The sequence below is a fragment of the Rothia sp. HMSC076D04 genome (assembly GCF_001814645.1).
In the GTDB taxonomy this organism is placed as follows: domain Bacteria; phylum Actinomycetota; class Actinomycetes; order Actinomycetales; family Micrococcaceae; genus Rothia; species Rothia mucilaginosa.
Genome location: NZ_KV817365.1, coordinates 459,827 through 484,335 on the forward strand (window position 1 = coordinate 459,827; position 24,509 = coordinate 484,335).

Annotated in this window: 18 protein-coding genes; 2 read left to right on the top strand and 16 right to left on the bottom strand. The window is 60.8% G+C overall.

What is annotated here, in order from left to right:
* Nucleotides 1-111: 111 nt before the first annotated feature.
* The 13 genes from arc to dnaJ form a co-directional block, all read right to left on the bottom strand.
* Nucleotides 112-1,968, bottom strand: a complete 1,857-nt coding sequence (arc, locus tag HMPREF2980_RS04195) for a proteasome ATPase (RefSeq protein ID WP_070690297.1) — start codon at nucleotides 1,966-1,968, stop codon at nucleotides 112-114.
* Nucleotides 1,969-2,102: 134 nt separating this feature from the next.
* Nucleotides 2,103-3,173, bottom strand: coding sequence for a tRNA (adenine-N1)-methyltransferase (locus HMPREF2980_RS04200; RefSeq protein ID WP_070690299.1), 1,071 nt, complete (start codon nucleotides 3,171-3,173; stop codon nucleotides 2,103-2,105).
* A 266-nt stretch (nucleotides 3,174-3,439) separates the two neighbouring features.
* Nucleotides 3,440-4,756 carry a cysteine--1-D-myo-inosityl 2-amino-2-deoxy-alpha-D-glucopyranoside ligase gene (mshC, locus tag HMPREF2980_RS04205; RefSeq protein ID WP_070690301.1) on the bottom strand — a complete coding sequence of 439 codons (1,317 nt, stop codon included), beginning with the start codon at nucleotides 4,754-4,756 and terminating at the stop codon, nucleotides 3,440-3,442.
* Nucleotides 4,757-4,914: 158 nt separating this feature from the next.
* A complete protein-coding gene (locus tag HMPREF2980_RS04210) occupies nucleotides 4,915-5,763 on the bottom strand; it encodes an undecaprenyl-diphosphate phosphatase (RefSeq protein WP_044150432.1) in 849 nt (282 codons plus the stop codon).
* Between the two features lie 221 nt (nucleotides 5,764-5,984).
* The gene (locus HMPREF2980_RS04215) at nucleotides 5,985-6,887 is read right to left on the bottom strand and encodes a hypothetical protein (RefSeq protein ID WP_070690303.1); all 903 of its coding nucleotides are present in this window, start codon (nucleotides 6,885-6,887) and stop codon (nucleotides 5,985-5,987) included.
* Between the two features lie 171 nt (nucleotides 6,888-7,058).
* Complete coding sequence (gene leuA, locus HMPREF2980_RS04220; RefSeq protein WP_012903522.1) at nucleotides 7,059-8,807, bottom strand: 2-isopropylmalate synthase; 1,749 nt, start codon at nucleotides 8,805-8,807, stop codon at nucleotides 7,059-7,061.
* Nucleotides 8,808-9,207: 400 nt separating this feature from the next.
* Complete coding sequence (locus HMPREF2980_RS04225) at nucleotides 9,208-10,647, bottom strand: LCP family protein (RefSeq protein ID WP_070690305.1); 1,440 nt, start codon at nucleotides 10,645-10,647, stop codon at nucleotides 9,208-9,210.
* A gap of 188 nt (nucleotides 10,648-10,835) precedes the next feature.
* Nucleotides 10,836-11,993 (bottom strand): GTPase Era, encoded by a 1,158-nt coding sequence (locus HMPREF2980_RS04230; protein WP_193389289.1) that lies wholly within the window; start codon nucleotides 11,991-11,993, stop codon nucleotides 10,836-10,838.
* Between the two features lie 125 nt (nucleotides 11,994-12,118).
* Nucleotides 12,119-13,585 carry a hemolysin family protein gene (locus HMPREF2980_RS04235; protein WP_070690307.1) on the bottom strand — a complete coding sequence of 489 codons (1,467 nt, stop codon included), beginning with the start codon at nucleotides 13,583-13,585 and terminating at the stop codon, nucleotides 12,119-12,121.
* Nucleotides 13,586-13,594: 9 nt separating this feature from the next.
* Complete coding sequence (gene ybeY, locus HMPREF2980_RS04240; protein WP_070690309.1) at nucleotides 13,595-14,116, bottom strand: rRNA maturation RNase YbeY; 522 nt, start codon at nucleotides 14,114-14,116, stop codon at nucleotides 13,595-13,597.
* Nucleotides 14,117-14,119: 3 nt separating this feature from the next.
* Nucleotides 14,120-15,247: a PhoH family protein gene (locus tag HMPREF2980_RS04245; protein WP_070690311.1), complete on the bottom strand. Its 1,128-nt coding sequence runs from the start codon at nucleotides 15,245-15,247 to the stop codon at nucleotides 14,120-14,122.
* Nucleotides 15,248-15,344: 97 nt separating this feature from the next.
* Nucleotides 15,345-16,118, bottom strand: a complete 774-nt coding sequence (locus HMPREF2980_RS04250; RefSeq protein ID WP_070690312.1) for a 16S rRNA (uracil(1498)-N(3))-methyltransferase — start codon at nucleotides 16,116-16,118, stop codon at nucleotides 15,345-15,347.
* A gap of 174 nt (nucleotides 16,119-16,292) precedes the next feature.
* Nucleotides 16,293-17,429, bottom strand: a complete 1,137-nt coding sequence (gene dnaJ, locus HMPREF2980_RS04255; protein WP_070690314.1) for a molecular chaperone DnaJ — start codon at nucleotides 17,427-17,429, stop codon at nucleotides 16,293-16,295.
* 278 nt (nucleotides 17,430-17,707) lie between these two features.
* Here dnaJ and HMPREF2980_RS04260 point away from each other — a divergent pair, with 278 nt between their 5' ends.
* Together HMPREF2980_RS04260 and HMPREF2980_RS04265 are read left to right on the top strand one after the other, a co-directional pair.
* On the top strand, nucleotides 17,708-18,577 hold the full coding sequence (locus HMPREF2980_RS04260; protein ID WP_070690316.1) for a DUF3097 domain-containing protein: 870 nt from the start codon (nucleotides 17,708-17,710) through the stop codon (nucleotides 18,575-18,577).
* Between the two features lie 262 nt (nucleotides 18,578-18,839).
* Nucleotides 18,840-19,259: a DUF4870 domain-containing protein gene (locus tag HMPREF2980_RS04265; protein WP_005508694.1), complete on the top strand. Its 420-nt coding sequence runs from the start codon at nucleotides 18,840-18,842 to the stop codon at nucleotides 19,257-19,259.
* A 641-nt stretch (nucleotides 19,260-19,900) separates the two neighbouring features.
* Here the strand turns inward: HMPREF2980_RS04265 and hemW are convergent.
* The 3 genes from hemW to HMPREF2980_RS04280 all read right to left on the bottom strand — a co-directional run bounded on the left by hemW (nucleotide 19,901) and on the right by HMPREF2980_RS04280 (nucleotide 24,307).
* The gene (hemW, locus tag HMPREF2980_RS04270) at nucleotides 19,901-21,187 is read right to left on the bottom strand and encodes a radical SAM family heme chaperone HemW (protein WP_070690318.1); all 1,287 of its coding nucleotides are present in this window, start codon (nucleotides 21,185-21,187) and stop codon (nucleotides 19,901-19,903) included.
* A 159-nt stretch (nucleotides 21,188-21,346) separates the two neighbouring features.
* The gene (gene lepA, locus HMPREF2980_RS04275) at nucleotides 21,347-23,188 is read right to left on the bottom strand and encodes a translation elongation factor 4 (protein ID WP_371260001.1); all 1,842 of its coding nucleotides are present in this window, start codon (nucleotides 23,186-23,188) and stop codon (nucleotides 21,347-21,349) included.
* 96 nt (nucleotides 23,189-23,284) lie between these two features.
* On the bottom strand, nucleotides 23,285-24,307 hold the full coding sequence (locus HMPREF2980_RS04280) for a PAC2 family protein (RefSeq protein ID WP_070690320.1): 1,023 nt from the start codon (nucleotides 24,305-24,307) through the stop codon (nucleotides 23,285-23,287).
* Nucleotides 24,308-24,509: the final 202 nt, after the last annotated feature.

A 24,509-nucleotide genomic window follows, 5' to 3' on the forward strand; every position in this document is an offset into this window, starting at 1 on the left:
TGAAGGGTTCCTATATAAATTCTGGACCTGCGGTAATGCCGGTTGTGTCGCGGGATAAGCGCTCGGTGAGTGCCGGATGAGCGCGACCCGGCTCATGCGTGTAAAGGCGGTTTAGCGGGCCGGTTCCACCGACACGAGGCGGCCGCGCACACCGGCGACGGTGAGCGCATCCTCGATATCGGGCAGAGGCGGCAAATCCACCTGGTCCTCAAACTCGGCGCGCACAGCCTCCAGCAGGTGGCGGGTGCCAATACCCACACCCGCCGCGCCATTTACCTCGGCCGCACCGGAAGCGCCGGCGGCGGTCAGCGCCTGCAGCTGCTCCTTAATCGCGGCCTTCTTCGCGCGGTCCACAATATTGCGAATCACCGCACCCGAGGCGAAGTCGCCGCGGTAGAGCGTGTGCGTGGAGAGGTGGCCGGTCGCGGCGTTCGAAGAGCCCACAATCATGGAGGAATCCACGGTCGCCACGGCGTACGCGGTGGAGGGGGTACGCGCGTACAGCTGGCCGGTTGCGGCGGCAATCATCGAGGTCAGGGCGGCGCGGACGGATCCGGCGGCGGCCACCTCCGCGGCGTCTAGCGGCAGGTCCTCGGTCAGGTACAGGCCGAAGATTTCGGCGGCACCGGCAGCGTCCGGGCGGTTAATGCGAATCTTCAGGTCCAGGCGGCCAGGGCGCATCACGGCGGCGTCGATGAGGTCCTCACGGTTGGTCGCACCAATGACGATGACGTTCTGCAGCGACTCCACGCCGTCAATTTCGGCAAGCAGCTGCGGCACGATGGTCGTCTCAATATCGGAGGAACGACCCGAACCGCGCATACGGAACAGCGACTCCATCTCGTCAAAGAACACGACGACCGGGTGGCCCGCCTCCGCCTTCTCGCGGGCGGCAACAAAAATATCGCGAATCTGACGCTCCGTCTCACCGACGAACTTATCCAGCAGCTCGGGGCCCTTAATGTTCAAGAAGTAGCCGCGAGTAGCCGAACCCGGGTTCAGCGCAGCCGCACGAGCCGCCAGGGAGTTCGCCACAGCCTTAGCAATCATGGTCTTACCGTTACCGGGAGGACCGTACAGCAGAATGCCCTTGGGCGGTGCCAGGTGGTAGCGCTCAAAAATCTCGGGGTGCAGGTACGGCAGCTCCACCGCATCGCGGATCTGCTCAATCTGCGCGCCCAGGCCACCAATCTGCTCGTAGGTGACGTCCGGGATCTCTTCCAGAACCAGCTCCTGCGAGCGGGAGGCGGGAACCTGCGAGGTCAGCATGCGGGTGCGCGTGTCGAGGGTGACCGCGTCACCGGTGCGCAGCTGCTCAATGTCGAGGGAACCAGCCACACGCGCCACCTGCTGAGCACCCGAGGACGTATCAACCAGCACGCGCTGCTCATCCAGCACCTCGCGCACGGTCACCACATCACCGAAAGGTTCGGTGTCCAGGGCGAGCACCGCCTCCGTCTTGTCATTGAGTAGCACGGTCATGCCGGGGGTCAGCGTGGACAGGTCAATGAGCGGGGACACGGGAATACGCATCATGCGGCCGCTCACCTGAACATCAAGGTACGTATCAATTTCGGCGGGGGTCTTATCGTCCGCGACCTGCTCGTAGGTCATGGTCTGACCCTCATGCACCGCCAGCACAATTGCCGAATTCAGCGGCGGCATAACGTTCTGCGACAGGGACGCGCGCAGACGCTCCACCTGGTAGCGCATGCTGGTGATTGCCTCAACGAGCTTGCGGTTCTTCTCCCCCGCACCACGAATCTGTCGGCTCATATTGTCGCGGGTTGCCTCCGCCGCGGAGAGTCGACGCAGCACGGCATCATACTCCTGCGCGCTGACGGGCTGACTGCCGGGCAGGGAGGTCGACCCGAAAGCAGCCGAGTAGTGCGGTGCCGCGCTGGCTGCACTGTGGGCGGTGCCGTACTGGGGGGTTCCTGCCTGATCTGCAGATTCGTGGGTGGACACGGTAGCTCCTTTAGCTGTTCGTCCTAATCGGCGGCTACTCGGTGCGGGTGGTTGGGCACAGTGAGTAGCCTGGTGAGTGCACTGCGGGGGCTCCAGGCAACGCCCGTGCCCCCGCAGGTCAAAGGTGGTTCAAATTATTCGGCGGATTCAGTCACCGCAGAGTCAGTGTCAGCGGCTGCGCCGTTTTGTTCGAGCGCAATCTCGTTCGCGCGTGCGGCGTGAGCGGCAAGGTTCTTCGCATCGCGGGCTGCGCGGCGAATCTTCTTATCGGTCACCTCACGCTCACCCACGTTCATGGGAATCCACGCGTTCATATCCTCTTCGGAGAAGTCAGTCTTGGACGCGCGACGCTTCGGTGCCAGGCGCACCGCACCGTCAGCGAGGCGACGAGCCACCACCAGGAACGCGGTGTGTGCAACCATGCGGTGGTCGGGGCGCACAGCCAGGCCCTCCACGTGCCAGCCGCGCACAATGGTTTCGTCGCATTCGGGTTCGGTGAAGCGGCCGTCCAGGCGCATGCCCTCAACCAGGCGGGACATCTGGGTCACGGTCGCAACGTAGCAGATGAGCACGCCGCCGGGTGCGAGCGCCTCCGCTACAGCGTCCAGGCATTCCCAGGGTGCGAGCATGTCGAGTACGACGCGGTCGACGCTGCCGGGCTCTTCAACCTGCGGAAGGGTGTCCTGCAGGTCGCCGATGCTCAGCTTCCACGCCGGGTGGGGTCCACCGAACATGGTTTCAATGTTGCCGCGGGCGACATCTGCGAACTCTTCACGACGTTCGAAGGAGTGCACGCAACCGTAGTCGCCGACTGCACGCAGCAGCGCGATAGACAGTGCACCGGAGCCGACGCCGGCCTCGACGACGCGTGCGCCGGGGAAGATGTCTGCCTTGACGATGATCTGGGCGGCGTCCTTGGGGTAGACGACGGCTGCGCCGCGCGGCATGGAGAGCACGAAGTCCTTGTAGAGGGGGCGCAGCGCCTGGTAGAGGATGCCGTGAGTGTTGGCGATGACGGTGCCTTCGGGTGCGCCGATGAGGTCGTCATGCTTGAGGAAGCCCTTGTGGGAGTGGTACTCGCCGCCTTCGGCGAGGGTGATGGTGGTGATGCGGCCGCGTTCGTCAGTGATTTGGACGCGCTCGCCGGGGCGGAAGGGGCCGCGGCGGTTGATTGCGCCGGTGGGGGTGGGGGTGCCGCTGCTCACGGGGTGATTCTCCTCGGGTTTGGGTCAGTCTGTGCTGTTCGCCGTCGCGGCGAACTATGGACGGAAAAAGTCTTTTTCTATTTTAGCGGAGTCTGCAAATCGGCTGTGGCGCATTACCCCGCGGGTGTGATAACCGGGAAACTGGTTTCTTGTGCGGTCAGCCGGCGGGGCGGTAGAAAGCGGGCGCAGAAAAGCGCAGGGCGGCAGCCACGGCTTTCACACCGTAGCGCCGCTCCTGCGCTTCAACGTTTCGTAGGGTGTTATCCCTAGAGGACCACGCCCAGGCGTGCCGCCAGGATGTCACGCACCAACGCGCCACCACCGACGGTGGTGTCCGCCAGAGCCTTCACAGCCCACGCATCTACAGCTGCCAACGCCGCCGGAGCGTTCAGATCCTCACCGAGTGCCTCACGCACAGCAGTCAGCAGCTCAACCGCCGCCTCATCGGTGACACCTTCGGAACCTTCACGGCCCTCAGCCACCGACACCGCATGACGGTAGGTGTCCAGGCGAGCCTTCGCGTGCTCCAGTAGCTCATCAGTCCAGAACCAATCCGAACGGTAATGCTGACCCATAATCGCCAGACGCACCGCGTTCGCATCCTCACCGGCTGCACGCAGACGCGAAACCAGCACCAGGTTGCCGCGGGACTTGCTCATCTTGTGGCCGTCCAAACCGACCATGCCGGTGTGCGCGTAATGCTTAGCGTGCGGGCGTGCAGACACAGCCCACGAGTGACCCGCACCCAAATCGTGGTGCGGGAACGTCAGGTCGTTACCGCCCGCCTGAACGGTCAGCGAACCATCCACAAAACGGCGGGCAATCATCGTGCACTCAATATGCCAGCCCGGGCGGCCCGCGCCCAGCTCGCCGGCATCCCAGCTCGGCTCGCCCTCACGCTCAATACGCCACAGCAGCGGATCCAGCGCGTCACGCTTACCTGCACGGTTCGGGTCGCCGCCGCGCTCAGCGAAAATCTCCAGCATCTCATCACGGGTCAAGTGGCAGACCTCGCCCGGCGCCCACGAGTAACCCTCGGCGTTCGCGGGCAGCTCACGCACAGCCTTCAAATCCAGGTACACGTCACCGTCAGGATGCACCACACCCTGCTCGTCCGTGAAACCGGGCACGCGGTACGCCAGGCCGCGGCGGAACAGGTCCTCAATCAGCGGGAACAGCCACTCAATGGACTCCACCACACCCACATAGTGCGCCGGCGGAATCACGTTCAGCGCCTTCATATCGGTGCGGAACAGCTCCGTCTGATCCTCAGCCAGCTCACGCCAATCAACATTCGTCGCGGTCGCACGCTCCAGCAGCGGGTCGTCCACATCGGTCACGTTCTGCACGTAGGTGACCGGCACGCCCGCATCCAGCCAGGCGCGGTGCAGCAAGTCAAAAGCAACATAGGTGGAGGCGTGACCCATATGCGTCGCGTCGTACGGGGTGATACCGCAAACGTACAGGCTCGCCGCCTTATCCTCCTGAACCTGAACAATCTCACCAGCCGCGGTATCAAAAATACGCGGCAGCGCAGCCTGACCGGGCAGAGTCACAGAGGCGGGGGCATCCCAAGCTCGCATGGGTTTCCTTTCCGTAAAAACGCCCACAACCGGTGGACGCGCCACACCCGCCGCCCAACCTCAAGGCATGCGGGTGCCAAAAAATCTACTCCAATAAGAATACCCGCCCGTGAGAAACTCACGGACGGGTATGTCATATCACGCTGAGGGCTAAAGCCTTAGAACGCCGAAGAAGTAGCGTTCAGAACGCCAGTGCCCAGACCAACGAAAATCAGGATACCGAGCGCAATACGGTACCAGATGAAAATGCCGTAGGACTTCGACGACACGTACTTCAGGAACCAGCCAATCATCAGGTAACCCACCACAAACGCAACCAGAGTAGCCACGATAGTCGAGGGAATACCGTAGAAGCCGGTAGCTTCCTCGCCGGTGACCACCTTGAAGGTCTTGTACAGGCCAGACATGAACACGGCGGGCATGGCCAGCAGGAACGAGTAACGTGCCGCAGCCTCACGGGTGTAACCCATGAACAGACCCGCAGTAATCGTACCGCCCGAACGGGAAACACCCGGGATCAGTGCCAGCGCCTGTGCGCAACCGTACAGCAGGCCGTGACGGAACGTCAGGTCCTTCAGCTCACGCTGCTCGCGGCCAAAACGGTCCGCAAGACCCAGGAACACAGCGAAGACAATCAGCATAGTCGCCACAATCCACAGGCTACGGAACTGGGTGTCAATGTAGTCTTCCAGCAGCAGGCCCAGAACGCCGATGGGCAGGGAGCCAATAATAATCAGCCAACCCATGCGGGCATCCGGGTCATTGCGCGGTACACGACCGGTAAGAGCGCCAAACCACGCCTTCACAATGCGCACAATATCGCGCCAGAAAAAAATCAAGACCGCGGTCTCAGTACCCAGCTGGGTGATTGCGGTAAACGCGGCGCCCGGGTCAGCCTTCTCCGGCAGAATCTGGCCAACAATGTTCAGATGCGCCGATGACGAAATCGGCAGAAATTCGGTCAGGCCCTGAACAAAGCCCAAAATAATTGCTTGAATCCATTCCACGCATTCAAGGATACAGGAGGTGCACCCGCCCGGGGCGGTTCGCCGAAGGTGATGTGGAACTTCCGCAAACCGCCCCGTCCACACTGTGAAACGCTCAGGGTGCCGTTTCAGGAGGTACACCGCGGTGCATCCGGGGCTTATCCACGGCTCATCAACGGCTCCTCCACGGTTCAAGGAGGCCGCGCAAACACCTCAAATGCGCGCTCTCCGGCGCAAGCGTACTAGCCGCACGACCAGTCAAAAACACCGGTCTCAAAATCAAAAACAGCGCTACCGCACCCAAAATTCAGCACATCAAACTCATCGAACTCAATATAACGAGCCGTCAGATCATCCGGCAGAGCCTGCGCATAAAAATGAGTGCCACCCAGGTGAGTACCCACCGCAATTAGCGGCTTCGCCCACTCAAACCACGCAGAATCCTCAGCATCCCAATCGAAAGGACTCAGATAACCAGTCTGCGGGTCAACATTCTCAAACACATCACTGGGGACCTTACCGGCATTCGGGTCATCCGTCGGAACCCACCCCACAAGAGCAGGCTTACGAGCCAGCGGCTGCTGACGATCCGCCAAAGCCCAGGCGCTGAAGCTCTCCTCCTCACCGCGATGCTCACCGGGCCGGCGCACATCCTGCGGCGGCTCCGTACGGGACGAGAACTCCTCCTCACTCAGGTACAGCACCGCAAACTCGGCATCCAAAATATCGCGCAACAGAAGCTGATACGGATGCACCCGAGCCTGCGCATACTGCACCTCAAACGGGTCATCACTAGTAGCATTAGCAACACCCTCAGTCGCCTCATCCTCAGCGAACTGGCCATCACCGGCGAAGAAAGAGAACGCCACCACACCCGGATACTTCTGCGCATCCGGCAGGTACTCCCCCGGCAACCTCACCGTAAAAATATGCTGCATCGGCAAACCAGTAAACGTACTGCGCGGCCACTGATCCTGCTCAATACCGGGACCAGTCGAACCCACCCAGCCAGCCTCCCACACCTCGGTGGAACCTGCAGGCAGAGCAGTATCATCACCACCGCGCAGCTCATAATTCCAGGCACGAACAGAAGAATCGGTGCCCGCCGCATCAACGGGGCTGAACACCATCGCGTAGCTTTTCATGAGAGTTCCTCTCTGCAGATTATTCGCCCCACAGCACGCCGATACACACAACAACTGCGCACATTAAACGCGTGAGGGCGGGATACATACTCCCAGTATGCATCCCGCCCCCACATCATGCACGGCTAACGGTCACCCGCCAACCCCGCGCGAAATATGTACGGCTATCGCCTACGCCTGACGCTCATCACGCAGCGCACGGTTCACAGCCGAAATCATCGCCTTCAAAGCCGCACGAGTCGTCGAGCTGTCCACACCAATACCCCACAGCACGCGAGAACCAACAGCAGCCTCAACGTAGCAGGCAGCGTTAGCAGTCGACGAAGACGACATGGTGTGCTCCGAATAATCCATCACGCGAATATCCACGCCCTCGCCCGAAAGGATGTTCTGCAGAGCATCCACCGGACCGGTACCCGAAGCCGAACGAGTGTACGTGTGACCATCAATGTTCAGACCAACACGCAGAGTAGTCGCACCAGTATCAGCCGAATCAATATTAATCGACTCAATACGGTACTTACCCCAACGGTTCTGCGGATCCGGAGCCGGCAGGTACTCATCCGCGAAGATGTTCCACAGCTTCTGGCTGGTCATCTCGCCGCCCTCAGCGTCAGTACGAGCCTGAACAATCTTCGAGAACTCAACCTGAGCACGACGCGGCAGATCCAGGCCGTGATCCTGCTTCAGCAGGTACGCCATGCCGCCCTTACCGGACTGCGAGTTCACACGAATAATCGCCTCGTAGGTACGACCCAGGTCGCGAGGATCAATCGGCAGGTACGGAACCTCCCAGTACACCTCATCCACGGTCTTACCCGCCTCAGCGGCGGTACGCTCCAGAGCCTCAAAGCCCTTCTTAATAGCGTCCTGGTGAGAACCAGAGAACGCGGTGAACACCAGGTCACCACCATACGGCGAACGCTCGTGCACCTTCAGCTGGTTGCAGTATTCAACAGTCTTACGGATACCGTCAATATCAGAGAAATCAATCTGCGGATCAATACCCTGGGTGTACATGTTCAGACCCAACGTCACCAGGTCAACGTTACCGGTGCGCTCGCCATTACCGAAGAGGCAACCCTCAATACGGTCAGCGCCCGCCAGGTAACCCAGCTCAGCAGCAGCCACGCCGGTACCGCGGTCATTGTGCGGGTGCAGCGACAGCACAATGTGCTCGCGGTGGTTCAGGTTGCGGTGCATCCACTCGACAGAGTCGGCGTAAACGTTCGGGGTAGCCATCTCAACGGTAGCGGGCAGGTTCACAATCAGCTCGCGGCCGTTCTGACCGACCTCCAGCTCCTCAGCCACAGCGTTCACCACGCGAGCCGCGTACTCCAGCTCAGTGCCGGTGAAAGACTCGGGCGAGTACTCGTAGATGACCTTAGTGTCAGAGATCATCTGCTCTTCGTACTTGCGGCACAGGCGCGCACCCTGCAGGGCGATATCCAGCACGCCCTCCTGATCCTGGTTGAACACCACGCGACGCTGCAGAACGGAGGTCGAGTTGTAGAAGTGCACAATCGCCTGCGGTGCACCCTCAATCGCCTCAAAAGTGCGGGCAATCAGGTGCTCACGAGCCTGCACCAGAACCTGAATGGTCACATCCGAAGGAATGTGGCCGTCCTCAACGAGAGTGCGTACAAAATCAAAGTCAGTCTGCGACGCCGAAGGGAAACCAACCTCAATTTCCTTGTAACCCATCTTCACCAGCAGCTTGAACATCGCAAGCTTACGGTCGGTGTCCATGGGGTCAATCAGCGCCTGGTTGCCGTCACGCAGATCCACTGCGCACCAGCGCGGAGCCTTCTCAATGACCTTATCCGGCCAGGTGCGGTCCGGCAGGTCAACAACAATCTGCTCGTGGAAAGGGCGGTACTTGTGTACCGGCATGGGGCTGGGCTTCTGGTGGTTTTTCATGATGAATTTCCTGTGGGTTGGTCCGTCTCGCTCTACCCCAATTGTGGGGCTCGTACCGTGCCGGGTATCGGTCCCCGGCAGCCGTGGTCAAGGCGGTGCATCAGAAAGGATGCAAAGGTGAGATGCCGCGTCAAAAAGCCGGAACGGTTGCGGCAGATTCTAGCGTGCCCCGTTCCGGCGAATAAGCAGCAGGTTCACTGCCTGGCGGGTAACCCCGCGCATGCTCTCACCGTCAATAGTCATGCCTCCACGCTATCACAGGGGTCGGAGGCGGCGGCAGGGCACCCGGGAAGCCGTCCATCATCTGGAAAGAATTAACGGTAAAGGGGCGCAGCCACCATTTCTGGCGCTACGCCCCTCACTCAAAATTCACGCATCTGCGCTATGCCCTAGCTAGAACCTAGTAGGCGAAAGCAGTCTGGCACTTGTTCTGATCAGCAGTCTGACCGGTTGCGTTACCCGCAATCGCAGCCTCCTGCTTCTCCATCGCCTCACCGGACGGGAAGTCAGTACCGATAGTCACCGACACGCCCTGAACCTCTTCGGTCGCCACCACTCGGGTCACGTTCAGCTTTGCGGCGATTTCCTTCGCCTCCGCCTCGTAACCGGTCGAGTAGAAGACCGTGGTGAAGTTCGTCGGGTTAGCCGAGGTACCCGGAGTAACATTCGAGTAGCCCAGGCCCTCAATCACCGAAGCGATCGTAGCCGAACGGCCATCCAGACCGGTCGCGTTGTACACGTTCACCGGAACCGTACGGTCCAGCTGAACCGGAGCGGCAGCAGTAGCCGGCGCCTCCGGAGCCTTCTCCTCCTTCAGCGACTTATCGTCACGCAGACGCTGGAACACGTTCGCAGCATCCGCAGAAATCTGCAGGCGGTTCTCATCCTGGCTCCACGGCTCAGTCGGCACCGTCGCAAACACAACATTCGACAGGTCCACGCCACCAAGAGCCGCACCAACACCCACCAGAGTGCTGATATTACCCAGGTTCTTATCCACCGTCACGTTCTGAGTAATCGCCTCAGCAATGTTAATCAGACGGCCCGGATTCGACAGAGTACCCTCACTCTTCACCTTACGCAGCAGCGAAGACAAGAAGCCCTGCTGAGCCTGAATACGACCAATATCGGAACCATCCGAGAAGCCGTGGCGGCTACGCAAGAACGCAAGAGCCTGCTCACCCTCAACCGAAGAAGTACCGGCAGGAAGCTTCAAGCCACTGTACTCGTCATCAATCGGAGCGTCCACACACACCTGAACGCCGCCAACAACCTTCGACAGCTCCTTCACAGCGTTAAAGTCCACCAACATGAAGTGGTCAATATTCACACCGGTCAGCTTGCTAATGGTCGCCACAGTACAACCGGCACCACCGCGAGACAGAGACTCGTTAATCTGAACGTTCTCCTCAGCCGGGTACACGGTGCCGCTCTCAGGATCAGTACACTGCGGCACATCAACCATCAAGTCACGCGGGAACGACAGCACGCTCACGTTCTTACGGTCCTTGCTGATCTGCAGCAGCATCATCACGTCCGCGCGAGCCTCAGAATTGCGGTCATCCTCATCACCGTACGCGCCGTTATTACCCTTACGGGTATCGGAGCCAATCACGAGAATGTCCAAGGCGCCGTTCTCCAGGCCGTCCTTGTAATTGCTGATGTTCAGCTCCTGAGTATGCAGATTATTGCGCATACGCAGAGCCAACACGCCACCAAAGCCAACAACAATGACGAGCATGCAAGCAGTAAGCAGAGCAATCCACTTATTGCGGTTTGAAGTCATCACCGTCGTGCGCATATGACGACCGGTGCTTCGTAAACGAGGTGCCTGGGGCATACCTTTTCTCTTTCTGCCGGTGAGCAAGTGCTTTCTCAGAGTAACACTCTTCCCTATGAGCGCCGAATGAGAGTGAAAAGTTTCACCCGGAGGCATGCACATATTTCTGCAAGCCACCGGGTGAAAACTAAGGATGCGCGACCGCCCCCAAGGACAAACCCCTCAGGGCGATGCGCTCAGGAAAGCTACTAGAATCCCAGACGGTTCAACGCACGCGCGTCAGACTGCCACTCCTTCGCAACCTTCACATGAATATTCAAATAAATGCGGGTACCGAGCATCGCCTCAATCTGCTCACGAGCCTTCGTACCAATCTTGCGCAGGTTCGAGCCGCCCTTACCGATAATGATGTACTTCTGCGACTCACGCTCCACATACAGGTTCACGTGCACATCCAGCAGCGGGTTATCCGCCGGGCGGCCCTCGCGGAACTCCATCTCCTCAACCGTCACAGCAATCGAGTGGGGCAGCTCCTCACGCGCACCCTCCAGGGCAGCCTCACGCACCAGCTCCGCGATGAGGGTTGCCTCCGGCTCATCGGTCAGCTCACCGTCCGGGTACAGCGGCGGCGACAGCGGAGTGTACTGCGCCAGCAGGTCAGCAACCGCATCCACCTGGAAATGCTTCACAGCAGACACCGGGATAATCGCAGCCCAGCCGCCCTTACCGTCAACCGGCATCGGCTCAGCAACCTCACCGGCACGGCGCTTAGCCGCAGGACCCGAACCTTTCGCGAAAGGCACAGCATCATTCTTGCCGTCCTTACCCTTGGGGCCCTTACCCTTCTGCTTCGCACGATGCGCGGCACGCTTAGCACGAGCCGCACGCTCAGCGCTCATGACCTCCTCGCCGAGCGCCTCAACAGCCAGCAGCTGCTCACGCAGCTCCTCAGAGCTCACAGTGTCAGCCTTCGTCACAATAGCAACCACCGGCTTATTGCTCGACGCCACCAGCTGCGATGCAATGTAACGGTCACCCGGGCCGATCTTCTCATTCGCCGGAATGCAGAAGCCCAGCACATCCACCTGCGAAAGGGTGCTCGCCACCAGGTCGTTCAGACGCTCACCCAGCAGAGTGCGGGGGCGGTGAATACCCGGGGTGTCCACCAAAATCAGCTGGTACTCGTCCTTGTGCACAATACCGCGGATCGTGTGGCGGGTCGTCTGCGGACGGTTCGAGGTGATAGCCACCTTCTGACCGACCATAGCGTTCGTCAAAGTAGACTTACCCGCATTCGGGCGGCCCACCAGCGACGCGAAACCCGAACGGAAATCCGACGGGTAGGTCGGCAGCGGGGTGCTCAAGTCCAGAGTGCTCAAATCGAGCGGGGTGTACTCCTGGTCCATTGTGTTTCTCCTTGTCAAACCCCGTGCGGGGTGTATGGGGTGCCAGCTTCATCTGCCTGCGCCTTCCGGGGCGGGGCGGCCGACTCAAAGTGTGTTAGGGAAAATGCGGCGTCTATGCTCGATATCTAGCGGTTGCCGTGCTGATCAGTTGCCGGTTCAGCCTCTGCAATATCTCCCGGAAGATCCGGATGCGCATGCGGCTCAGCCACAGCGGGCGGCTCCGTATCCACGGTGAGGATGTCAGCAACCTCCGCGGAATTAGGCTCCGAGGAAGACGCAGAGGAACCTTCAGCGGTCTGCTGCTCATCACGAGGCGGCTCATACCACGCCTGCAGCATATCCACCTGGTGGCGGCGGCCCGACGAACCAATCGCACGAATATGAATGCCGTCAATCTCAATCTCAGAACCGACAATCGGCACCATACCCAGATGCTTAGCGAGCAGACCGCCCACCGTATCAACATCTTCATCGTCGAGTTCACGACCGAAAATCTCGCCCAGCTCATCAATACCCAGACGGGCAGAGAGACGGAACGTGCCGTCATCGTTCAGCGTGTACTCGGGGCGCTCATGGTCGTACTCATCAGAAATGTCACCGACCAGCTCCTCAATCAGGTCCTCAAGCGTGATCAGACCGGCGGTGCCGCCGTACTCATCAACAATGATCGCCACGTGCGTGGACTCGCGCTGCATCTCACGCAGCAGGTCCATGGCGCGCTTCGACTCGGGCTCAAAACGAGCCGGGCGCATCAGCTCAACCACGGTCGGCAGGGCGGTACCTTCGGGGGCCTCACCGTGCAGGATGAAGGCGCGCATCGCGTCCTTCAGGTAGAGCACGCCCAGAATCTCATCGCTCGAATCACCAATCACCGGCATACGCGAATAACCCGAACGCAGGAACAGGCTCAGCGCCTCACGCAACGTGGTGTCGCGGCTAGCGGTGAGCATGTCGGTGCGCGGAACCATGAGTGAACGGATGCGGGTATCGTCCATCTCAAAGACGGACTGCACCATCTGCGCCTCGTCGTCCTCGATGGTTTCAGCGTCGGAGGCGCGGTCCAGGAACTCGCGCAGCTCCTCCTCATCAAACACACCCACCGGGGCCTCAGCCGAACGTTCCGGCGCCAGGCGCACACTGAGCTTATCGAGCAGACCGGTCGCCGGGCTCAGCAGAACCGACAGGTAGTGCACCGGGCGAGCCAGCACACGAATCGACGCGACCGGGCGGTTACGGCCCAGAGCACGCGCCAGCACATGCAGAATCGGGTAGCCCACCAGCGCAACAATCACGAGGGTCAGCACGATGGCGAGCGCGTGCACCTCAACCAGGTTCAGCAGGCAGGTCATGGTAGCGAGCACCGCGGCGGCTGCCGCAATGAGGCGGGTCAGGCGCAGCGGGTGCGTGTACGCCTCGGAGTCACCGTCGAGGGTGCGCTGCAGGACGCGCGCACCGAGGGTGTCCGGGTGTGCCTCCACCGCTTCCTCAGCCTCGTTGTGCGGCAGGTAGGTGAATGCGGTTTCGGCGATTGCCGCGACCACGGTCAGGCAGAGCGCGAGAACGGCGAGGAGGGCTGTGAGTAGAATGTCCACGCCGCTCCCCTAGTGTCGGGTTTCGACCGGTGCCGGGCGGCCCAGGAACTCTTCGAGGATGGAACGCTGAATGCCGAACATTTCAGCTTCCTCTTCGGCGGTGCCGTGGTCGTAGCCGAGGCAGTGCAGAATGCCGTGGGTGGTGAGCAGGCACAGCTCATCGAGGGTGCTGTGACCCGCGTCTACGCCCTGACGTGCGGCGACGGGCGGGCAGAGGATGATGTCGCCGAGCATGCCGCTGGAGGGGTTTTCGGGGGTTCCCGGTTCCAGCTCGTCCATGGGGAAGCTCATCACGTCGGTTGCGCCGGGCAGGTCCATCCATTCGATGTGCACGCGTTCCATTTCGTCTTCGTTCACGATGGCGATGGACAGGTAGGTGTCATCGGCAAGATGCATGCGTTTGAAGGCGTGCTCGACGAGGCGGGTGAGCACCTCGGTGTCTACCGCTTCGAAAGATTCGCGGATGAAGGCGTCGGTTGCCGGGTCGGCACCGGTTGCGGGTTCTTCACAGTCGAATTCGATCTCTGCCACCGTTTAGCGTCCTTCCGGGGTGGTCTGTGCGTTGTTGGGGTTCTGCTCGGCGTTCTTTTCGGAGCCGCCGTTGATGCCGGCGCGGTCCAGCAGCTTCTCGGCTGCGGCCTCGATGGTGGCGCGCTTGACCTTGCGGTTACGCTTGCGTTCCATCGCCTTCTGGTCTTCGCCCCACTGGTCGTAGGCGGACACAATGTTCGACACCAGGGTGTGGCGAACCACGTCGGAGGATTCGAGGATGCTGAAGTGAATATCCTCTACACCCTGCAGAATATTGCGCACCTGCTTCAGACCGGAGGCGGCGCCACCGGGCAGGTCGATCTGGGTGATGTCACCGGTAATGACCATCTTCGAGCCGAAGCCCAGTCGGGTCAGGAACATTTTCATCTGCTCGGCGGTGGTGTTCTGCGCCTCGTCGAGAATGATGAATGCATCGTTGAGGGTGCGGCCACGCATGTACGCCAGCGGTGCGACCTCAATGGTGCCCGCCTCCATGAGCTTGGGGATGGTTTCGGGTTCGAGCATGTCGTGCAGCGCGTCGTAGAGCGGTCGCAGGTACGGGTCGATCTTCTCGTTGAGGGTGCCGGGCAGGAAGCCCAGACGCTCGCCAGCCTCCACGGCGGGGCGGGTGAGGATAATGCGGTTCACTTCGTGGGTCTGCAGCGCCTGCACTGCCTTCGCCATGGCGAGGTAGGTCTTACCGGTACCCGCCGGGCCGATGCCGAAGATGACGGTGTTCGCGTCGATAGCATCCACGTACTTCTTCTGGTTAATGGTCTTGGGGCGAATCGTGGTGCCGCGGGTGGAGAGGATGCTGGTGGACAGCGAGTGCGCCGGGTTACTCAGTTCGTCGCCGAGCATGCCCATGAGGCGGTGAATGACCTGCACGGTAATCTGCGTGTCGTGGCTGGAGAGTACGCGCAGCTCGTTCAGCAGCTTTGCGGCGGTGTTGACGGCCTCGGAGGGGCCGGTGATGAGCACGTCCAGGTCCTTGGGGCGCAGGCTAATCTGCTCGAAGTAGTCCTCGATAATTGCCAGGTGCGCGTCCTGCGGGCCGAGCACGGCAATCATTTCTGCGGCGCTCTTGAAAGATACGGTGCGCGCGGTCGAGAGAGGTCGGGAGGTAGTCATATGGGCTCCTTGGCTAGTGATGTATTTACAAGTATAGATGCGCGTGATGCACCACGCACCGGTTAGGTTCTGTCAGCTGGGTGCTAACGCGGGCGCTCTACCAGCGGCCCAGCACCACGTTCAGGGTGCACATGGCGGCAGAGCCAGCGGTGGAGGAACGCAGCACCTCATCGCCGAGTAGTGCCAGTTGCGCGCCGGCGTCGGTGAAGAGCTGCACTTCGCGGTCGCTGATGCCGCCTTCGGGGCCGACGAGCAGGTAGATCTCTTCGGGCAGGTTCTCTGCCTCTACAAGCTTGCATACCAGGGCGCTGAGGCGTTCGGTCGCCTGCTCATGCAGGATGAACACGGCGGCGGACTGCTCAGAGCCGGCAACTTCTTCAATGAGTTCCACCAGGTCGGCGGTGCTGTACAGGTCGTACACTTCGGGAATGAGCGCGCGGCGCGACTGCTTCGCCGCGGCGGTGACGGTATTCTGCCACTTGGTGTGTGCCTTGGAGGCGCGCTCCCCCTTCCAGCGCACAATCGAACGGTCCGCGCTCCACGGAAGCACACCGTACACGCCCAGCTCGGTGGCGGTTTCGATGGCGAGCAGGTCGCGGCCGTCCTTCGCGAGCGCCTGCACCAGGTAGATGGAGGGCACGCTGCGTTCCTCGCGCAGCTCCTGCACCTGCACGCTCACACCGTCCGCATTGATGGAGGCGACCGTACCGAGTGCGCGGCGGCCGGTGCCGTCACCCAGGTCGATGCGTTCGCCGAGCTCAAGGCGCTTGACGAGGGCGTGCTTGCCTTCGGAGCCGCCGAGCGCGCAGGTGGCGCCGGGGGTGAGTGCGTCGTATTCTTCCGTGCTGATGTAGAAGATGGGGGCGCTCATGGTTCTCCTTGAGGTGCGGTTTAAAAGCGTGGGTAGTGTGCGGGTGGCGTGTGAAATAGGTGTGCTGCTTAGCGCGGGCGCGTACAGCGCAGCGCTGACAGCAGTGCTGACAGGAATGCGGCGGGTGCGGGTTGAGTACCGCACCCGCCGCATCCTCAGCTTGGTGTAGGAATCCTACTTAAACTGGTCCTTCAGGCGGGAGAAGAGACCGCCGCGGTGCTTGACCTGCGAACCCTCGGTGAGGGATTCACCGCGCAGGGCGGCGAACTGGCGCAGCAGTTCACGCTGTTCTTCGGTCATGTCGGTGGGGGTGACCACCTGGATACGCACCAGCAGGTCGCCGCGACGCTCGGTGCCGAGCACGGTTGCGCCCAGGCCGTTGAGGGTGATCACGTCACCGCTCTGAGTGCCTGCGGGGATCGCAACTTCCTGGTCGCCGTCGAAGGTCTTCAGCGGGATGGTGGTGCCCAGTGCCGCCGCAACCATGGGGATGTTCACGGTGGTAACCAGATTGTCGCCCTCGCGGCTGAAGTACTTGTCGCGCTTGACGTTCAGGTCAATGTACAGGTCGCCGTTGGGGCCACCGTACAGGCCTGCCTCGCCCTTGCCGCGCAGGCGGATACGCGCCTGGTCGTGCACGCCGGCGGGAACGTTGAAGGTCAGCGGCACGTCTTCACGTACTCGGCCCTGACCGTGACATTCAGGGCAGGGGATCTTGATGACGGTGCCGTAGCCGTGGCAGTCGGGGCATTCAACCTGCTGCATGACGGTACCGAGGATGGACTGCACGCGGCGCTGCATGAAACCGTGACCGGAGCAGGTGGTGCAGGTTTCGGGCTGGGTACCCTCTGCGGTGCCTTCGCCGTTACAGGATTTACAGGTCACAGCGGAGCGACGCTCAATGGTCTTCTCAACACCGAACACGGCATCCTGCAGGCTGATGGAGACGGTAATCAGGTCGTCCTGGCCCTGACGCATGCGGGATGCGGGGCCGCGGGCACCTGCCGCGCCGCCGGTGAACATGTTCAGCAGGTCCTCGAAACCGCCGAAGCCGCTGAATCCGCCACCCGGGTAGCCGCCGCCTCCGGGGTAGCCTGCGCGGCCCTGTTCGTCGCCGGTGGTGTCATAGTTGCGGCGCTTTTCGGGGTCGGAGAGCACCTCGTAGGCGAGGGTGACGCGCTTGAACTCTTCGGCTGCGTCCTCGGAGGGGTTCACGTCCGGGTGCAGCTGGCGTGCCTTCTTTCGGTACGCCTTCTTGATCTCTTCGGGGCTGGCGTCGTTCGATACGCCGAGAGTATCGTAGTGGCTCATGCGTTTCCTTCCTCTCGAGACGATGGCGGTGCTCGATGAGTGCACCGCCAACAATGGTCGTATCAATTCTAGGGGATACTACCCCCGACCCGATACAATGGCTAGGCTGAAAGGGGGTCGCTCCCGCTATCCGCTTAATCTGCGGTGCGCCCCGAACCCCGTTTTAGTTCCCCGCCGGTTCTGTCTCACGGTTCCGTCTGATTGTTCTGTCTTATAGTTCCGGCGCTGTCACCGCCCCTACTGGCTCTGCTGCCCCTACCGCCCCAAAGGAGAATACGTTGAGTACCCACCACTCCCCCTACGGTTGGGGTGCCCAGGACCTAAACGCCGCCCGCATGAGCCGCCAGGCGCCGCCCCCGCGTAAGGTGCCGCTGCGCCGCGGCCTGCTGATTGAGGATATTAACGGCTGGGTGGGTGAGGTCGTGAAGGCTGAACGCATCGGCGGTGCTCTCTTCTTCGGACTCGAGGACGCGAAGGGTCGCGTAAAGAATTTCCCGTTGGGTCCGGGCTACCTGATTGAGGGTGAGCCCGTTGAGATTGTCGCCCCGGTGGCTGCGAAGGAGCCTAAGCGCACGATTTCTCGTTCCGGTTCTATTGCGGTGAAGAACGCCCCGGCTCGGGTGGCGCGCGCCTCCCGCATCTGGGTTGAGGGTCTGCACGACGCCGAGCTCGTGGAGAAGGTCTGGGGCCACGATCTGCGCGTTGAGGGCATTGTTGTGGAGCCGCTGCACGGCGTGGATGATCTCGCCGGTGCTATTCGTGAGTTCGCGCCGGGCCCGGGCCGCCGCCTGGGTATTCTGGTCGACCACCTGATTGAGGGCACGAAGGAGCAGCGCATTGTTGCGGAGGCTCTGGCTGTGCCGGGTGCCGCCGGGCACGTGAAGATCGTGGGCCACCCGTTCATCGATATTTGGCAGGCGGTCAAGCCCTCGGTGCTGGGTTTGAAGGCGTGGCCGCAGGTGCCGCGCGGTGAGGACTTCAAGAAGGGCACGCTACGTCGTCTGGGTCAGCCGCACGAAACGCAGGCGGATGTGGCGCAGGCGTGGAAGCATATTCTCTCCCGCGTTGACTCCTACGCTGACCTGGATCCGACGCTGCTCGGCCCGGTCGAATCGCTTATTGATTTTCTCACCGAGCCGGGTGCCTAGCCGCACCCGAAACCCACTATTGCGCCCCCGTCTGCGGGCGCAGGTGTGAGTTTGCTCAGAGCCTTTCCCCCGAGGGCATTATCCTGTGGGTTTTGTTCCCTAAAGCGGTACAATAGTTGAGCGTGTGGCATTGCCCCTGTGGGTTTTGCCGCAACATCACTACACTCTGGGTCACCACCGCTCAAACGATTTGCCTCTTCGGAGGGTATATCCACCGGCTTAGGTGATCACCACAAGAAACTTCTATCGAACCAGGATTTTCGTGACTAACGATGTTCGCCCGGCAACTGGGCCTCAGAAAACCCGTAAGATTAGCGTGATTCAGGACCGCAACCGTGCGACTTTCGCGCATTTCGGCGGCATTCTCGGCATCATCCCCTCCGCTGCGGTTTTCTACGTCAGCCGCAATAACGCGCCCTTTGCTGAGCAGGAGGCTCGCGAGGCAATGAACTTCACCCTCCTGCCCTCCATTGCTCTGGTGGCGCTGTGGGTTGTGTCGTTCCTGCCCGGCATGGGCAACATTGCCATGGTTCTGGGTGCGCTCGTGTGGCTGTTCATGGCTATTGCGTCGCTGCGTGCCGGTATTGAGGTGAATCGCGGTGAGCCGTACAGCTACCGTATGAACCCGCGCCTGCTGGACCGCTTCTACTCCACCGAGAACGCAGAATCCGCAGAGTCCTAAGAACTGCCGGTCCTAAACCGCGCTGATGGCTTTTACGATGAACGCCCCGCACGTTGTGTGCGGGGCGTTCTACGTTTAAGTGGAGCTTCTTTGCTTAGTGCGCGTGAATTACTGCAAACTCTACCAAATGGTGCTGTAGATAATCGTTGTTAAACGATCGTGGGCCCCTGTTACCAGGAGCCCACAACCGTATTCACTCAACTTCAGCAAAGACGAGAACACGCTGTTAGACATATACCGTCCTGCCATGACCTATTATGGCACAGCGTAACCTTCAACCACAACTTGAAATTGGGTGTTTTGGAGAATTTTTTCTAAGGAAAATAATCGAAAAATACGCATCCCAAAAGCGGCATGAAGGAGTGGAAAATTCTTTCGGCTAGTCCAGCACAAATGCGAACAATTAGCACACCGGTGTAAGGTGTGATGCTCCCCCAAAGTCCCTCCAAACAGCCCCGAAAAATTTTTTTAAAAGTTTTTTGAGACCTGCAAAAACGCCCCGAAATCACCGAAATATTACGGCAATACCGGGGCGCACGCCATTCGCAGGCAGTGTTAGAGAAAAGCATCAAGTGGAGATGCGACAGACCAGAACCGGAACGCCGCCCCGATTGAAAAGCCCCTTGTCAGACCAATGCTTCTTAGTGTTCCTCGTGCTCTTCTGAGACCTCCGGGAGCAGCTCACGGGTCACAGCGTCGCCCAGAAGGCGGCCCTTGAGGGTCAGTCGCACGTGAGCTTCAGGGTCAGGTTCAGCTTGAGAATTCAAAGCATCAGGCTCAATCAGAGCTTGAGAAACTAGCCAGCGCAACGAGGCGCCCAGCTGCGCCTCATCGTGCACCGCGAGCAGCTCGCACATCGCCAAGCCCTCACGCACACGGATCATGAGCATAATCGTCTCAAAAGCACGAGTGGCGGTGTCCAGCACCTCACGTGCCGCCGCCGGGGACTCCCCCGCACGCACCTTCTGCGCGTAGGGCACCGGGTGCTTCACGTTCCACCAGCGGGTACCGTTCACGTGCGAGTGTGCGCCGGGGCCGATGCCCCACCAGTCCTGGTTGCGCCAGTAGGCAAGGTTGTGGTCGCTGCGGGTGTCCTCGCTACGCGAGTAGTTGGACACCTCGTACCAGTTGTAGCCGGCTTCGGTGAGCAGCTCCTCGGCGAGCAGGTACATGTCCGCCATGAGGTCCTCGTCGGGCATGGTGTATTCGCCGCGGCGGATCTGCGCGGCAAGCTTGGTGCCGTCCTCCACAATCAGCGAGTACGCGGAAATATGGTCCGGCTCGTAGGAGATCGCGGCGCGAACACTGCGCTCCCACTGCTGCAGGCTCTCCCCCGGCGAACCGTAAATCAAGTCCACAGACACCTGCAGGCCGACCTCCTTAGCCCAGGCGACGACCTTCGGCACGTTGGAGGGCGTGTGGGTGCGGTCGAGTACCTGTAGCACCTCGGGGACGACGGACTGCATGCCGAAGGATACGCGGGTGAAGCCGCCGTCCTTGAGGGTTTGCAGGTCTTCGCGGGTGACGGAGTCGGGGTTCGCTTCAGTAGTGACTTCTGCACCTTCGACGAGGCCGAATACGTCGATGGCTGCCTGCAGGATGCGTACGAGGTCACGGGCGGGTAGTTTGGTGGGGGTGCCGCCTCCGAAGAAGACGGTGTGCATGGGGCGTTTTGCGACGCCGGAGGCTTCGAGGGTGCGGGCTGCGAAGAGGATTTCTGCGATGGCGTCGTCGGCGTAGGTGCCGAGGCCGATGCCGTCGCCGAAGTCTTCGGTGGCGTAGGTGTTGAAGTCGCAGTAGCCGCAGCGTACGGAGCAGAAGGGGATGTGTACGTAGAGGCTGAAGTCGCGGGTTTCGCATCCTGCCGCGCTGGTGGCGGGGATGCGCCCGTCGCGGGGTGCGGGGGCGCCGGTGGGCTGGGCGGGCATTCTGCCTCCTGGAACTAGGTGTACGGGTCGTGAATCAATAATATGGCGGGCGGCATCAACAGACAGCGTGCAGAGAACCCGGCGGTACACGAGGCACCAGCCGGGTTCTCCACAATCAACAGGTCAGCACACAGCCGGAAAAGCTACAGCAGCGAAAGGCTACTTCTTCTTTTCCTTCTCCTCGCTCGAAGACAGTGCCGCAATGAAGGCTTCCTGAGGAACCTCCACACGACCAACCATCTTCATGCGCTTCTTGCCTTCCTTCTGCTTCTCCAGCAGCTTACGCTTACGCGAAATATCGCCACCGTAACACTTCGAAAGAACGTCCTTACGCATCGCGCGAATATTCTCGCGGGCAATAATACGCGAACCGATAGCCGCCTGAATCGGCACCTCAAACTGCTGGCGAGGAATCAGCTCACGCAGCTTAGAAGTCATCATCAGGCCGTACGAGTACGCCTTATCGCGGTGAGTAATGGCGCTGAACGCATCCACCTTCTCACCCTGCAGCAGGATGTCGACCTTCACCAGGTCAGCCTCTTCCTCACCGTCGAACTTCCAGTCCAGCGACGCATAACCGCGGGTACGGGACTTCAACTGATCGAAGAAGTCGAACACGATCTCCGCCAGGGGCAGGCGGTAACGCATCTCCACACGATCCTCGGAGAGGTAATCCATGCCGCCAATCTGGCCGCGGCGAGCCTGGCACAGCTCCATGATTGCGCCAATGTACTCGCTCGGGGCAATAATCGTACACGCCACCATGGGCTCGCGAATCGTCGCGACCTTACCCTCGGGGAATTCGCTCGGGTTGGTCACGCGCTTAGCGTTGCCGGCCTCGTCCACCACGTCGTAAATAACGTTCGGTGCGGTCGAAATCAGGTCCAGGTTGAACTCGCGTTCCAGACGCTCACGCACAATCTCCAGGTGCAGCAGACCCAAGAAGCCACAGCGGAAACCGAAGCCCAGAGCGGCAGAAGTCTCCGGCTCGTAAATCAGCGCGGCGTCGTTGAGCTTCAGCTTATCCAGTGCGTCACGCAGCGCCGGGTAGTCCGAACCGTCAATCGGGAACAGGCCGGAGAACACCATCGGCTTGGGGTCCTCGTAACCGCCCAGGGACTCCTGCGCAGGCTTCGCGGCGGAAGTGACGGTATCACCCACACGCGACTGACGCACGTCCTTCACACCGGTAATGAGGTAGCCCACCTCGCCCACGCCCAGGCCCTTCGAGGGCACAGGCTCAGGGGAAATCACGCCGATTTCGAGCAGGTCATGCTCAGCGCCGGTGGACATCATCTTAATCTTCTGACGCGGCTGCAGGCTACCGTCCACAACACGCACGTAGGTGACCACGCCGCGGTACGAGTCGTACACCGAGTCAAAAATCATGGCACGGGCCGGGGCGGATGCGTCACCCTGCGGGGCGGGAATCGCCTCCACAATACGGTCCAGCAGAGCCTCAACGCCCTCACCGGTCTTACCCGATACGCGCAGAACCTCGTCCGGCTCGCAACCAATCAGGTTCGCCAGCTCCTCAGCGTACTTATCCGGCTGAGCCGCGGGAAGGTCAATCTTGTTCAGCACCGGGATGATGGTCAGGTCGTTCTCCATCGCCAGGTACAGGTTCGCCAGGGTCTGAGCCTCAATACCCTGGGCGGCGTCCACGAGCAGAAGCGCACCCTCACACGCAGCCAGGGAGCGGGACACCTCATAGGTGAAGTCCACGTGGCCGGGGGTGTCAATCATATTCAGCGCGTAGGAGGTGCCGTCAACGTCCCAGGGCATGCGCACAGCCTGGGACTTAATGGTGATACCGCGTTCACGTTCAATGTCCATGCGGTCCAGGTACTGCGCCTTCATATCGCGCGGGGCAACCACGCCGGTGGCCTGCAGCATACGGTCTGCGAGGGTGGACTTACCGTGGTCAATGTGGGCGATAATGCAGAAGTTGCGAATAATCGCGGGGTCGGTCGCCGCCGGAACGGGCGGGTTCTTCGACATGGGTGCCAATCACATCATCCTTTCGAGATGCTGGCTGCGGGTATGGGCATAGTTACCTATCATTTTCCCATACCCGCGCCATATGTGCGAACGGACCTAGCGTTCCGAAGAATCCTCCGCAGAATCCGCACCATCATCGGCAGGGTTTACGCCCTCGGAGGCGCCGCTGAGGGAATCCAGGTAGCCCTCAATATCCTCGGCAATCACCTCACCGGAGACAGTGCGCAGAGTCGAATCCATCTTCTGCTCAATCTCACGCACCAGCTCAACCTTCTCGTAGTCCTTCGCCATTTCTTCGGCGAGCTCCGCCTCCCACTCACCAGCGTGGGCGCGCAGGCGGTCGTACTCCTCCGACTCGACCTTAATGCCGAGGATGACCTCCAGCGCCTCGATCAGGCTCACGACCGCGCGCGGGTTCTGCTGGTCAAAACTTAGATACCCCGGGATGCTCATACGCAACATGACCGAGGAAGACAGGCCGTGCTCGGCAGCGAGCGCAGACATTGCCATCGTCACCGAGGTAGAACCGGTGAAATACTCGTGCAGAATACCGGGGATTGCCGCCAGCTTCTCGTCGTGAGTGGTCAGCGTGTACGGGTACGGGCGGGTGTGCGCCACCTGATCCTCAAAGGTCTCAACGAAGATCGCGTGGTCCACGTGGAGCTTCTTCACGTACTTGAAGAAGCGGGTCATGAACCGCCGCAGGCACAGGCTGGGAGCGGGGCCGGTCACCACGAGCAGGCGCAGGCGACGCTCCGGGATGGTGACCATGTTGTAGAACATCTTGGGCCACACCAGAACCGTGGATTCGGAGTCGTCGCTGTTCTGCAGCTGCGGGGCGACGGAAGCATAGTCGTAGAAGTCGTCCATGTCGAAGCCGGGGCTCTCATCGCACGGGTCGAATGCGCGGTGAATCACGTCGAGGGCGTCCTCGCCGTTGCCCGGGGGTTCCTTCGCGGAGTTGAAACCGACCAGCATGACGGTCGTGTAGTTGTCCTCCTCGGAGGACTCGCCCAGGCCCAGCTTGCCAAGCAGGCCCTTCTTCGCGGGCTGTTCTGTGGAGGCGGGCTTGGCGAAAGCGTCAAAGAGTCGGGCGGGCGGGAAGTTCGGCTGGCTCATCGTTGTCCTTAGCTCGTGGTCGGTTCACCGGGTACATGGGGGTGTATGGAAAGTTGCCGGTGAACCATCGGTGGTTGTGTAGTGGGTGGTGTTGTAAAAAATATGTTCTATATTCGGTTATGCCGCCCAAAACCCCGGACGGAAAGGGAAACTATGTTAGAAAGGCAGAAGCGCCAAATCGTATGGAGTGCCAGCATAAACA